Annotated in this window: 11 protein-coding genes; 5 read left to right on the top strand and 6 right to left on the bottom strand. The window is 44.0% G+C overall.

The window, feature by feature from the left end:
• The first annotated feature begins 3 nt into the window (after positions 1–3).
• The gene (locus J2T16_RS24965) at positions 4–1,455 is read left to right on the top strand and encodes a CAP domain-containing protein (protein ID WP_221788474.1); all 1,452 of its coding nucleotides are present in this window, start codon (positions 4–6) and stop codon (positions 1,453–1,455) included.
• A gap of 111 nt (positions 1,456–1,566) precedes the next feature.
• Here J2T16_RS24965 and J2T16_RS24970 read toward each other — a convergent pair whose 3' ends face one another.
• The 3 genes from J2T16_RS24970 to J2T16_RS24980 form a co-directional block, all read right to left on the bottom strand.
• A complete protein-coding gene (locus J2T16_RS24970) occupies positions 1,567–2,112 on the bottom strand; it encodes a cysteine hydrolase family protein (RefSeq protein ID WP_221788472.1) in 546 nt (181 codons plus the stop codon).
• A complete protein-coding gene (locus J2T16_RS24975; protein ID WP_221788470.1) occupies positions 2,109–2,480 on the bottom strand; it encodes an iron chaperone in 372 nt (123 codons plus the stop codon). The genes J2T16_RS24970 and J2T16_RS24975 overlap by 4 nt, the downstream gene beginning before the upstream one ends.
• Before the next feature lie 556 nt (positions 2,481–3,036).
• Entirely contained in the window at positions 3,037–3,696 is a 660-nt protein-coding gene (locus tag J2T16_RS24980; RefSeq protein ID WP_418792769.1) for a M48 family metallopeptidase, read from the bottom strand.
• 163 nt (positions 3,697–3,859) lie between these two features.
• Between J2T16_RS24980 and J2T16_RS24985 the strand changes: the two genes are divergently transcribed.
• Together J2T16_RS24985 and J2T16_RS24990 are read left to right on the top strand one after the other, a co-directional pair.
• Positions 3,860–4,618, top strand: a complete 759-nt coding sequence (locus J2T16_RS24985) for a GNAT family N-acetyltransferase (protein ID WP_221788468.1) — start codon at positions 3,860–3,862, stop codon at positions 4,616–4,618.
• A 320-nt stretch (positions 4,619–4,938) separates the two neighbouring features.
• Positions 4,939–7,353, top strand: a complete 2,415-nt coding sequence (locus J2T16_RS24990; protein ID WP_499019451.1) for a transglutaminase domain-containing protein — start codon at positions 4,939–4,941, stop codon at positions 7,351–7,353.
• Between the two features lie 181 nt (positions 7,354–7,534).
• Here J2T16_RS24990 and J2T16_RS24995 read toward each other — a convergent pair whose 3' ends face one another.
• A complete protein-coding gene (locus tag J2T16_RS24995; RefSeq protein WP_221788464.1) occupies positions 7,535–8,437 on the bottom strand; it encodes an SDR family oxidoreductase in 903 nt (300 codons plus the stop codon).
• Positions 8,438–8,616: 179 nt separating this feature from the next.
• A complete protein-coding gene (locus J2T16_RS25000) occupies positions 8,617–9,993 on the bottom strand; it encodes an amino acid permease (RefSeq protein ID WP_221788462.1) in 1,377 nt (458 codons plus the stop codon).
• A gap of 303 nt (positions 9,994–10,296) precedes the next feature.
• Between J2T16_RS25000 and J2T16_RS25005 the strand changes: the two genes are divergently transcribed.
• Positions 10,297–10,665 carry a DUF6713 family protein gene (locus J2T16_RS25005; protein ID WP_154891677.1) on the top strand — a complete coding sequence of 123 codons (369 nt, stop codon included), beginning with the start codon at positions 10,297–10,299 and terminating at the stop codon, positions 10,663–10,665.
• A gap of 28 nt (positions 10,666–10,693) precedes the next feature.
• Positions 10,694–11,686, top strand: a complete 993-nt coding sequence (locus J2T16_RS25010) for a DUF4003 family protein (protein WP_499019452.1) — start codon at positions 10,694–10,696, stop codon at positions 11,684–11,686.
• A gap of 144 nt (positions 11,687–11,830) precedes the next feature.
• On the opposite strand, the gene J2T16_RS25015 is transcribed toward J2T16_RS25010, so the two are convergent.
• Entirely contained in the window at positions 11,831–12,871 is a 1,041-nt protein-coding gene (locus J2T16_RS25015) for a phosphotransferase (RefSeq protein ID WP_499019516.1), read from the bottom strand.
• Positions 12,872–12,888: the final 17 nt, after the last annotated feature.

Below are 12,888 nucleotides of genomic sequence, written 5' to 3' on the forward strand. Positions count from 1 at the left end.
AAGATGTTTATTCGGAAAAAGGTTATTCGCACACTGCTTACGCTTCCTCTAGCTGGTCTAATGTTCGTACTACTCGGTGCACAGCAGACCTTAGCTGCCCCCGTCGACAGCTTGTTGCCTGAGCGAAGTCAGCAAGAAATTAATCAAAAATGGACGCAATGGATGTCGAACAAGGATCAACCCGCTACATATATCCAAACCCCTTCCACCACAGCACCTTATGTTGCTGGCGTATTAAGTGAATCGTCTCTGCAACAGGCACTAAATGCGGCCAACTTCTATCGTTTCCTTTCGGGACTGGAAGGCGATCTTGTGCTGGATGCTACGCTTAACGTTCAGGCTCAACACGGTGCAGTTCTTGTCTCTACCGGTCCTCTAAGCCATTTTCCGGCTCGACCTGCCGATATGCCAAAAGATTTTTTTGACTTGGGTGCCAAATCAGCCTCCAGTTCCAATTTATATGCTTCCTATGGCGCTGCCGGCAATCTGGCTGTTAAAAGTGTGGAAGCGTATATGGACGACTCCGACGCAAGTAACATTGCTGCACTAGGTCACCGTCGCTGGATTCTGAGTCCGCAGTTGAAAAAAGTTGGCTTCGGAATCGCATCCCGGGACAACAAAAATTATGCAAGTCATTTTAGCACCATGCAGGTGATGGATACCAGTCGGGCAGGAAAGCTGCGCTACAATTACAACCTGTATCCAAACAAAGGTGCGTTTCCGATTGAAGCTTTCAATGTGTCGCAGGCCTGGTCTGCACAGTTGAACCCGGATGTGTTTGCAAAACCTTCAGATTCGGAGGTTCAGGTAGAACTTACACGAACATCGGATCAGAAAACCTGGAATTTCGGTGGGAAAGCTCCTGCCAGCAGTGATCCTGCCAAAGCGTTTTTCAACGTAAATACCGATGGATATGGATATAGCTATGCTATCATCTTCCGTCCGGATAACTTAAACGCATTGAAGGATGGAGATACGTTTACCGTTCGAATTACCGGATTGAAGAAAAAAGATGGTTCCAACGCAGACATCGTTTATCAAACTCAATTTTTCACGATTAGCCCGTCCGCAGAGGAACCTGTGACCGATCCAGAGAATCCTGGAACGCAGCCCCAAGATCCCGGAACACAGCCTGAAGAACCGGATACCGGTAATGAGGTAATTCTTGATGATCGTCATGTACAATTCGAATATACAGCGGAGCGCACCTTGAACGTACGAGGAACACTTACAGCATATGCGGGTCAAACGTTCTCCTTTCAGATTCATGGACCGTCACCAGAAGAAAAACATATTCGTACGGAAACCGTCACAGTGGGTGCAGATGGCCGTTTCAATCTAACGGTTCGCAGTCTCAGTGTGTCTGATCTGAACATCTACCTACAGGTGAGTCCCTACTTTATGTATCTGATCCCTGCGGCCAGCAACTCCGATGTTACCTATTACTTTGAGTAGAAACAGTGAGAGATCAGCAAGAAACATAAAAAAATCCGGATGAGTCTTCATCCGGATTTTTTTATGTTTTGTTAACCAGAAATGAAGTGGCATCCATATTATAGAGAAATACTACTTTTCAACTCCTTGGGAGTACACTTCACTAAATTCATCTGTATATAAAACTTCTATGCAACCCGACCAATTGAGAATCGAACCAATAAAATCAGGTATATCCAGTCCCTCCATGTCATACGTCTCTTCTGTATTCACCGTACCGGATGCATCTTCAATCAGCGTTACTTTAAATCCCTCATGTTCAGCAGTAATTGCTGTAAAAAGACAACAATACTCCATGTTAAAGCCCACAATGAATACGTGCTCAACCTGCTGATCGCATAGCCATTTTTCCAATTCGCTATTACTGAAAGCACTCGGCTTGTTCTTTTCCAAAACCAGATGTTGCTTCGTATCCACAACAATCTCCAGATGATCTGCTTTCCCACGGTAGAGTGAGGATTCTTCATCCTGCTCATCCACATGTTTAGTAAAAACAATGGGCCAATTCTTCCTCTCAAAAGTGGCCATGACCGATTCGATCTTTGATACGGTTGCCGATACATCTCGTTGAATGGTAAGTCCTCGCTGGACATCAAGTACAATTAGGCATTTTTTCATTTCTGACTCCTCTCTACATTCTCCTTCACTCTGAATTCAACAATCTGGCGAATTAGTTCCTCCGGCAATGGCTCATCAAGTGGGAACTGAACGGAACCCTTCGCGCCCTTAAACCTGGAGAGTTGTTCCTTGAAGGCCAGAATACCACTGGGTGCAGGATAGAACCCGATATGTTTCGTGTATGCGGCAAAATGAACCAGATTCCCGTGCTGCGCATATGTAGGCATTTTGTAACTAATCTTTTCTTCAGCGAGCGGAGCCGCTTCCTGAATGATCTGCCGTAACCTCTGTAATTTTAGTTGCACATCCGCTGGAAATGCAGCAATATATTCATTCACCAGTTCCGAGTGCTGTCCGTTTTGATCCATCTTGTGCTCCTTCCACCACGTATGTTTCAGTGTCGTTCGCGGCGAGTAATATTGGCTCTATTGTACTACATCAGACCATATTCTTCTGCTGAAGTTGAAAAGATTCTAACAAAAAAAGACGCTCGTCTGAGTGCCTTTATACTGGTATAATTTAAATTGTACAGCCAATTTGTGGTGGGTATTGATCATCTCCTGAGAAAGGAGGTGATCATATGAACTTCACTTTCAACGACGTACTCGTGTTCGCAATGTTCATTCTTGCATTGTTAACTTATATTGATCGTAGAAAGAAGTGACCCGCCACAGGTTGCTCGCCAGGTTGCGGGTCACTTCGGTCATATATGCACCACTCTGAGGTGATCACACCACAAAATGCTGTGCAGGAGTAGCCATTGGCGTGGCTACTCTTATTTTTTCTTACTTTCATTTTATTAAACATCTGTAGAACTTACAACCACATTAATGTTGAATGTTTGATAATATTTTATGTGGATTAGGAGTACTTTATGTCTAATGACAGCAACCTCAGCCTGTTTTGTTTCAAATTAATTGGACTCTACAACGTCATGGCCCTTCCATTACGCATCAGATAATCTTCTTTGTCCTTGTAATCCGGCATAATACTACCTACCCGCCGCCAGAACGAGCGATCATGATTCATATGATGAATATGGCACAGCTCATGGATGATAACGTAATCAATGACCTCTGGTGGCGCCATGGCAAGGCGGTAATTAAACGTCAACTTTTTGTCCCAGCTACAGCTCCCCCATTTCGTAGGAGAATCTACGATATCAATAGACTTCGGCTTCACCTTCAGTTCCTGCTGATAACGTATAATTCGCTGCCCAATCATGCGTTTGCATTCTGCAAAATAAAACTTTTTCAAATTCGCACGCAGTTCTTCTTCTGTTAACCCCTCCACCGGAATTAATTGATGCAAGGCATGGGCTTTGCCAAAGAGCAAAAATGCCCCCTTACCCTCATTCTCATATTCCTTAGCTTGGGGACCATCCAGGACTTGCTGCATGCGAGCTGATTTTTGTACAATCTCAGTTCCATGATGCATAACCAGTTGCCGGATCACTTCCTCACTCGTGCCATTCGGAGCCTTAATGGTGACCATGTAGGGCAGTTCCATGGTAATCGAGGCTTTTTTTCGTTTACCGAATTCGATATGACATGTAATCATGTGTCCCTGAATCTCTATGTTAATCATGTTTATTTGTACTCCATTCCACAAATTGATCTCTTTATCGATTATACCATTCAGAGGAATAACATCCGAACAATCTATATTGAATTTTTATACATTATTATGTATTATTATTTAATTCGATATTATATCGTCTATATCCTATGTGAGGAGGATAAGCCACATGTATGCAACAGAAAACAAACTTCGTCTGATTGAAGAACTAACGCTCAACCACTGGCAACCTTTATCAACCTCATTGTATGACGGTTGGGTGCTACGTTTTGCCGAAGGATATTCCAAACGCGCCAACTCCGTTCAACCGCTCTACCCTTCTACTCTGGATGTGCATGAAAAGATCAAGGCATGTGAGAATATCTACAGCTCGAACCAATTAAATACCATTTTTAAAATGACACCGTTCGTTCAACCCGAAGAATTGGATCAACTTTTACAAGATAAAGGTTATGTCGTTGTAGATAAAACGCTTGTACAACTTCGAGATCTGAAGGATCTGAAAGTTCCTGAACATTTGGAGGCACACATCAATGAGCAGTTAACGAAGGAATGGTTAGATCATTTTTGCCGTTTAAATGCGGTCAGTGAAGAGTTTCGGGCAACCATGACACAGATGTTATTCAATGTCCGCGCAATGACGGGATTCATCACACTGTCTGTTGACGGCTGTATAGTGGCCTGTGGGCTAGGTGTGGTTGAACGTGGATTCATTGGACTGCATGACATCATTACAGATCCGGACTACCGTAACCGCGGTCTGGCAGAGCAGATGATTTTGCATTTGTTGCATTGGGGAAAAAGCCATGGTGCTACTTCAAGTTATCTGCAAGTGGTCGAGGGCAATGCAGCGGCACGGCGACTATATGCAAAATTGGGATATACCGACGCCTATTCGTATTGGTACCGGGTTAAGAATTATACATAGAAATGTATCCAGCATGTGGGGTAATTTATAAAAAGCCAAATTAGGCCTCTCTTATATATTAAGAAAGGCTATTTCTATTTCTATTTTCTCCTCCTCTGCTCAATTGTTGAGATTTATAATTTTACCTTCTATCATCGTTATGCATAAAAAAACATTGGTATATTCTTCCTATTTACAAGTCTATGCCCCCCCTACACCCACCTTGACAATAAGTAGATATGACCATAAACTATCAAAAGTATTAGGAAATTAATAGGAGGTTCGCATTGTAAGAGGATTGAAAATAAGTTATACCCAGAATAAGTAGAAAGCGGTGTACCATGAAACGACTATTTTTTATAATGTTCGCCCTCACCCTGCTTCTGGCTGGTTGCCAGAGTAATAATCAGGAAAGTAGCCCCACGGATAACAAATCAACCGAATCCAAGCAAGGCTCCAGCATTTTAAGTTTGAAAGAAAAGTATGGCACAGCCTCGGAAAAAGCAATTATGCCTATGTATAATGTGGCGCAGGATGAAGAATTTACATTTAAGTTTAAAGGTGATCTTAGAAAATTAAACTTATCTTCAGACGATGTTATCTCCGTACATACCGATATTAAAGCACTAAAAGCAAGTAAGGTATATGCTCTTCCAGAAATTAATGATGGCAGCGTATCGATTAAACCCTTGAGCTGGGGCGTGTTAAGCTCTGAAGCAATGGAAACCAAAGGAAGTAGCGGTTGGGGCGGAGCTCCAATCTATTATATTCGCCTAAACTATGATCCGGATGCCGAGAATCCCACCTTGCTTGATCAACCACTTATCATTCCGTTTACAGTAAAATCGGAGTTGCCCGTACCTAAATTGAGGTATGTAATCGACAAAGACAGACGTTTAACGCTTACATGGGACAAAGTTGAAGGTGCCACCCAATATAAAATTTATAAACGTATCGATCGAAATCGAATTTTCGATCCTAATAATCTTGCTCTTCAAGGTGCCGAGAACGCTTATAGTGAAAGTACACCTTTGGTTATTGCAACCACAACCGAGACGACCTTTAATGATTTTATGAAAGACGGCAGAGGCGGCCTCGGTATTTATAATGACATCGTTACAACACATCAGAATTCCGGTATTCAGGGAGAATATTATGTTACTGCGCTCGGGGAAGGCAAAGAATCGAACTTTAGTAACGGAATCGCCACGGCCCCACTAGCCTCCCAGTTACCATCCGCACTAAAAGAAGAACTCTATCGAGACAAATTGAAAAGCGTTAACGACCTGCCACAGAAAATAACGGTAGAGTACAATGACGGCTCCTTGGCACGTGAAACGCTTGTTTATGATACGGCGAATGTTGAAATTTCACCTTTCAATGAAACCGTCATTCCTTTTCACGTCAAAGGAACAGCACTTAAAAATTATGTCCGCGTAGAGAATGTCACTCAGGAAGATCTAGATAAGCTTACACAGCAACGTGTGGCAGACTCCAGTAATGGATTCGTTGAGCCTAAAAATAATACACCTTATGTACCTGCACCGGATGTACCAACGATTATTAACAACAATGAAACTACCAGCAAAGAAGCTACCGATCAAACGGCAAGCGAATCTGGCGGTGATCCTTCGGAAGAGACATCTACTCTGGATACAGAATCCCAGCAGAACCTTGTCGACGAGCAGAAGTCCAATACCGAGCAAAATGTAGAACAAGGTAATCAGGAGATCGTGCCCGAGCCAGCTACTGGTAATGATTTTATGAATGCAGATTCTGCGCTGGAAGAAGTTCTGGCTAAAAATATGATTGCTGCTCAGGACAGTATCTCCCTGAAAGCTTTTCCTGAAGCTCAGAATTTCACAACACTCTCGGATGTTGTCTTGAAAGTCATGTACCAGAATCCACTAATTCTTGGGGTAGAAGGCTTCGAATATAACTATGGCACACTGACCCTTTCAATTCATTACAACGAAACGGCCGCAGATATCCAGAAGAAACAAAATGAGATTATTGCCAAAGGCAAAGATGTCGTTGCTTCAATCATCAAACAAGGCATGAGCGATGATGAGAAACGCAAAGCCATCTACGATTATTTGAATGATAATGCGAAATATGATGATGCTGCGCTTGAAAATGCAGAGCAAAATAACTTTAAGCACGTGGATGCACAGTTTAACGATTCATTCACCACATACGGTATTCTTGTTAAAGGAGTAGGTGTATGTGCAAGTTATGCTTCGGTATACAAGCTGCTTTCGGATCTGTCCGGCTTGGAGAGCATTGTGGTTACAGGAACCTCTAGCGGTGTACCGCATGCATGGAACAAGGTGAAAATCGGAAACGAGTGGTTAAATGTGGATGCAACCAATAACCTGACGAACTCTGGTATTCCTTATTTCTTGTACAATGCCAATGATGAGACGGCTGCAAGTCAGAAGACGGTAGCAGACAAGGACTACTGGCTCGATTCCGAACTCGGGTTGTTCAAAGGCGAAAGTGACGCAAACGATTATTATGTGCAGAACGACCTTGAAGTCGATTCCATTAGTGAATACAAAAGCAAGGCCGAAACACATCTGAAAAAAGGCGAGACCTCTGTCATTCTTCGTTTTGCCTCACCGGTTGACTCCGATGAACTGATGACAGCAGCAGGTGAAGCATTGACTGCCGTAAATGAAGCCCTGTTGGATAACGCGCAGCTTGCCACCTTGGGTAGCTATGTATTATTGGAAACGAAGTCAGAACAGAAATAATACGCATTCATTGCTTCATGAATATCATTAATGTCTGGAGTTTACCTCGGGACATGCAAAAGGGAGAAAGCAGCTGAACGACTGCTTTCTCCCTTTTTAATGACAATATAACGTAACAATTGAAACAAGTGATGTGGCTGCCAATAGACAACCTCTATTCATAATCCCGTGAATGAATCGATTACGGACTAACCGTACCACCATTGGCATTCAATGTCTCTCCGCTCACATAACTGGATTCCTGACTCGCCAGGAATACGTATGCTGGAGCCATCTCGGCAGGCTGCCCTGCCCGGCCTAGCGGTGTATTGTTACCGAATTCAGCCAGTTTCTCTACAGGTTGCCCACCAACAATCTGTAATGGTGTCCACACCGGCCCTGGCGCGACAACATTCACACGAATACCTTTGCTGCCGACTTGCTGGGCGAGCGCTTTACTAAAGGTATTAATGGATGCTTTTGTTGTTGCATAATCCAATAGAATCGGTGATGGCTTGTACGCCTGAATGGATGACGTGTTGATGATAGAGCCGCCTGCCTTCATATGTTTGACCGCTGCTTTGTTAAGCCAGAACATGGAATACACATTCGTTTTGAACGTAGCATCAAATTGTTCTGTCGTTAGATCTCCGATCTGCTCGACAAACTGCTGTTTGCCCGCCACATTCGCCAGAATATCGATGCCGCCTAGTTCTTTGACTGCCGTTTCAATCAGTTGTTCACAGTATTTCTCATCCTTCAGATCGCCTGGAACTGCAATGGCTCTTCGACCCGCTTCCTCGATCAGTTGCACCACTTCCTTGGCGTCCGCTTCCTCTTCGGGCAGATAGGAGAGTACAACGTCCGCTCCTTCACGTGCATAAGCAATGGCCGCCGCCCGGCCAATCCCGCTATCCGCACCGGTAACAACCGCTTTACGCCCGGTTAGACGGCCGCTGCCTTTATACGTTTTTTCACCGCAATCCGGAACAGGAGTCATCTCACGCTGCAATCCCGGCTCATCCTGCTGTTGCTTCCACTCTTTCGTTGCCTTCGGATATTGTGTCGTTGGATCTTGAATCGAATGCTGATCTTGCGTAGCCATGTTTGGTTCCTCCTCGGTTCAATGTATGTGTTGTGTTGTGAATTTCATCTGTGTAAAGGTTCACTCTTTCCTTTGTAACCGAGTTGCCCGGTATTTAAACTGAAAAAAGCACTTCTTGAACATACAGACTCTTTGCGAGTCACAGGTATGTTCAAGAAATGCATCATCATTGTTGCCTTTTATTTGGGATCGTTAGCTTTGTTCTGACGGCCGCCGATGCCAAATACATAATAACCAACCACTACAATCGCCATAAACGTTGCACCCACAATCAGCGGAAGACGTGTATCCGGATTGAAGGCCATACCGATAATGACCAGAATCAGATACACAATAATGATGTAATTACTGATCGGGAACCATTTGGACTTGAAGTTATGCTCCTCGAGTTCCTTACCCCAGCGCTTTCTGAATCTGAACTGACTGAACGCCAGTGCAAACCAAGGCACCATTCCTGGCAATACGCTTGCGCTGTAAATGTACAGGAACAGCTTCGAATCCGGCATCAGATAGTTAAGTACAACCCCGATCAGAAGAAGCGAGATGGTTACCACGATACTGTTGCGGGGAACCCCACCTTTGGACAGCTTTTTGAAAAAAGCCGGTGCTTGTCCGTTCTCTGCCAGTGTGTATAACATCCGTCCTGCGCTGTAGATCCCGCTGTTACATCCCGACATCGCTGCTGTCAGGACCACGAAGTTAATAATTCCTGCCGCTGCAACAATGCCGACTTTGGCAAAGGTGAGCACGAATGGACTTCCGGTCTCTCCTACCTCGTTCCACGGATACAACGTAACGATCACAAATATCGCACCTACGTAGAAAATGAGAATACGCCACACAATATTTTTGATCGCTTTGCGCAGTGTATGTTTCGGATTTTCTGCTTCTCCAGCCGTAATTCCGACCATTTCAACGCCCTGATAAGCAGCTGTTACGATACATAGTGCAAACAGGAATCCTTTGATACCTCCCGGGAAGAAACCTCCATGACTAATCAGATTAGACAAACCGATCGGTTGTCCTCCATTACCCCATCCGAAGAAAATAAGACCTGTTCCGATAACAATCATAGCCACAATTGCGGTTACCTTGATCATCGCAAACCAGAACTCGAATTCGCCATAGAACTTAACTGCTGCCAGATTGGCAGCCGCAATAATGAATACCCCGATGAGCGCAGGAATCCATTGTGGAATATCCGGGAACCAGTACCCCACATAAATCCCGATTGCCGTAACTTCGGCCATGCCCACCGTAACCCATAGGAACCAATAGCTCCAGGCTGTGAGGAACCCGGCAAGCGGACCAATATATTTGTGAGCAAATGTTGCAAACGAACCGGTCACCGGCTCCTGAATCAACATCTCACCCATAATACGCATAACAAAAAAGATAATGATCCCGGCCAGCAAATAGGCCAGTAATACGGACGGACCTGCCCATTTGATCGTGCTTGCCGATCCCATGAACAGCCCCACGCCAATCGTTCCGCCGAGCGCAATCAGCTCAACATGGCGGGGTTTCAACCCTCTCGATAGTTCCTTTGATTCCAAGTGATTCTCCCCTTTTCTCATAAACAGCTTCCAATTATCATTCCATTTCAATCCACTCACATTAACGCAATGCAGAATTACTTCATCAAATTGTACGAGATGTGAAGCAGAAATACAATATGGATTATGAGGAAGTAAGCACTCACAGGTACATATGTCAAAATTTGCTCAAATATCTAATCATTTCTTTGTGATGTGAATAGCGCTTTTGTTCATGTTACCGGAACTTTTCCAGTGTGAGTCACGTATGATTTTTAATGCCTTTGCCAACCGATCCATGAAAATTAAATGAGGAGGATAAAGATGCCAAGCTTGTTATTGATCTTATTTCTGTTTAATCTTTCCCTATTTCTACTACATGAAATGGATGCGATCCGACGATCCGAATGGAAATTGTTTATCGTATTAAAAGATATGGAAGCAGAAAAAGCATATACATATTTCACATGGATTCATCTTCCACTGTATACGATCATCTTCTCACTTCTTTTCAGTTCCTATCAGACCATAACATTCTGGGTACTAGATGTATTTTTTATCATACATACCGTGTTACACTTCTTTTTCGAAAAGCATCCTCAGAACGAATTTAAAAATAGGTTTTCCAGATCGTTGATCTATCCAATGGGATGCATTGCACTGATTCATTTAATATTTCTTATGTTGAAATAAACATTACTAATCATTAGGAGGGTTGCACATGCAACCAAAACTGCTGGAAAAAGCCGAATTATTCGTTTCTAACACCCTGATGCTCAAGAAACCATTCAAATGGCAGAACCCCATCATGCGCCGTTTGGCGGCGTTGCTATATGTAGTGGAGAATAAAAGTATAGATCCAGAAGCCATTCAACAAAGCAACGACTTGATGAAGCAGCACACCAAACGTTTCTCTGCATTTAGGGGCCCTTCTTCCTTTCATTTTGCAGCTATGCTTTCTCTGACAACGGATCAACTTACAAGACTGCAACATACGATTCAAGTCCATGACTTGATGAAACAAATCAAGTTCCGCAACTCCGATTACCTGGTGATGGCTGCCTATCAGATCGCTGCTCAAGTGCCGCCTGATCAATATCAGCATACCGTGGAACGTGCCAAAGCATTCTATGACCGTATGAAACAAGAGCATCCCTTCCTCACAGGACATGATGACTATATTTTCACAGCGATGTTAGCCCTCTCGAATCTGGATGTGGACACTGCTGTCGCGCATATGGAGCAGCTCTATCGGGAGTTAAAACCTCATTTTTCCGCGAAAAACAGCGTGCAGACCTTAACACACATTCTCGTTATCGGGGATGGCGGATCTCAGGTCAGTGAACGTTTGCTGGCTTTAGGCGAGGCTTTCCGTTCAAGGAATCTTCGGATGGATAAAACGTACACATTGCCTTCACTCGCACTCTTTGCGCTATTGCCAGCAGAGATCGACTTGCTGGTGGATCAGGTTATTGAGACATATGACTGGTTAAGAACTCAAAATGGTTTTGGGGCGTGGTCTATAAACAAACAGGAGTTGCTGCTGTTCTCATCTGCATTGACTGCACTTCAACATGTGGAGAGTCTACAGAATGAGATCCTCACTTCTTCTATGTCTACAACGATTACTAACATTATCGTCGCTCAGCAAGCCGCCATGTCGGCAGCAGCCGCTGCGGCAGCCGCGACTGCTGCCTCTTCCACACAATCATAGTTGATATCGGTAGCGCAAAATTGAATATTGCTATATTAATTGATCATATTAAGCACCAACAAGTAAAAAAAACGATTATGCGAGTAAACCTGCATAATCGTTTTTTAAGGACAGTTACTTTTTTATTTCATATGAATTAGTTCCCTATACAATACCTGTATCACGAAACTCCTCAATAAAGTCATTCAACCAATCCTCCCCATAATCCAGCGCGCCCATATCACTATCAATAAAGGCCACATCCAGACCCATCACCCAGAACCTGCGAACGATAATAAACAAGTCGACCGCCTGTACATCTGCATCTGTAAAGTCCCGAACGGATCGGTATCCTTTCATCAACGCATCCCATAACTGCTGCTTCTTCTCCGCATCACCCGACTGGCGTTTCCGAATCTTCACTTGAGCCAGATCATACGCACGCCATCCCATAGCAGCCCATTCGAAATCATAATGGATGAAGCGTTCTTGCTGCTCAAACACATTGTTGTTTCCATGCATATCGCCATGACACAAACCATAATCCAGCCCGGTACTAGAGACGGTAAAAATCTTTTCTTTTAATACGTTAGCAAACGTTTGCAGAAATGTTGCTTCCTCAGAACCCTCTCCGATGTAACGCAGAATTCGTTCAAGCGGCTCATCGATGAGAAATTTCGTATCCAGCTTAAACCTTGCATATACTGACTCCAACTCCGTTACTGATGCTGAAGCAAGTTCTTGCCCCTGTTCCACCTTAATCCCATCCATAGCTTGGTGCAGTTCAGCAGCAGACCGGCCAAAAGAGTAGCAGGAATCCTCATCCCCAAGATTATTTTCTGTCCCCTCAATATAGTGAAAGATCACAGCTGCCCGCTTTCCTTCAGCCGCATCCAGCATTGTATACCCGGTCTGATCTTTCGTTGGGATAAAGTCTCCCACCTCCGTATGCTCACTTGAACTTAGACCTTCTTTTAGTGCAGTCAGAACACTCAGTTCATAACGAACATCTGCTTCCGCCACCTCGGTACGATATATACGCAATATATAAGTTCCTGTGCTTGTGCGTACGCGGTAAGTATCATTCAAACCTCGCAGCCAAAATCTACATTCTTTCCAAGTACCGATATCATAATGTGCTTGTAATGCCCACTTCAGATATGCCGGGCTGAGCACCGAACGCAAAGCTGTTGGATGATTAAACATAGTCAAGTTCCTTCCTG

Source organism: Paenibacillus intestini, assembly GCF_030803945.1.
In the GTDB taxonomy this organism is placed as follows: domain Bacteria; phylum Bacillota; class Bacilli; order Paenibacillales; family Paenibacillaceae; genus Paenibacillus; species Paenibacillus polysaccharolyticus.

Bases quoted from the DNA above. Each gene is read 5' to 3' on its own strand.
- J2T16_RS24975 (WP_221788470.1), bottom strand. From the start codon at position 2,480: ATGGATCAAAACGGACAGCACTCGGAACTGGTGAATGAATATATTGCT.
- J2T16_RS25015 (WP_499019516.1), bottom strand. From the start codon at position 12,871: ATGTTTAATCATCCAACAGCTTTGCGTTCGGTGCTCAGCCCGGCATAT.
- J2T16_RS25005 (WP_154891677.1), top strand. From the start codon at position 10,297: ATGCCAAGCTTGTTATTGATCTTATTTCTGTTTAATCTTTCCCTATTT.
- J2T16_RS25010 (WP_499019452.1), top strand. From the start codon at position 10,694: ATGCAACCAAAACTGCTGGAAAAAGCCGAATTATTCGTTTCTAACACC.
- J2T16_RS24990 (WP_499019451.1), top strand. From the start codon at position 4,939: ATGAAACGACTATTTTTTATAATGTTCGCCCTCACCCTGCTTCTGGCT.
- J2T16_RS24970 (WP_221788472.1), bottom strand. From the start codon at position 2,112: ATGAAAAAATGCCTAATTGTACTTGATGTCCAGCGAGGACTTACCATT.
- J2T16_RS24965 (WP_221788474.1), top strand. From the start codon at position 4: ATGTTTATTCGGAAAAAGGTTATTCGCACACTGCTTACGCTTCCTCTA.
- J2T16_RS24995 (WP_221788464.1), bottom strand. From the start codon at position 8,437: ATGGCTACGCAAGATCAGCATTCGATTCAAGATCCAACGACACAATAT.
- J2T16_RS24985 (WP_221788468.1), top strand. From the start codon at position 3,860: ATGTATGCAACAGAAAACAAACTTCGTCTGATTGAAGAACTAACGCTC.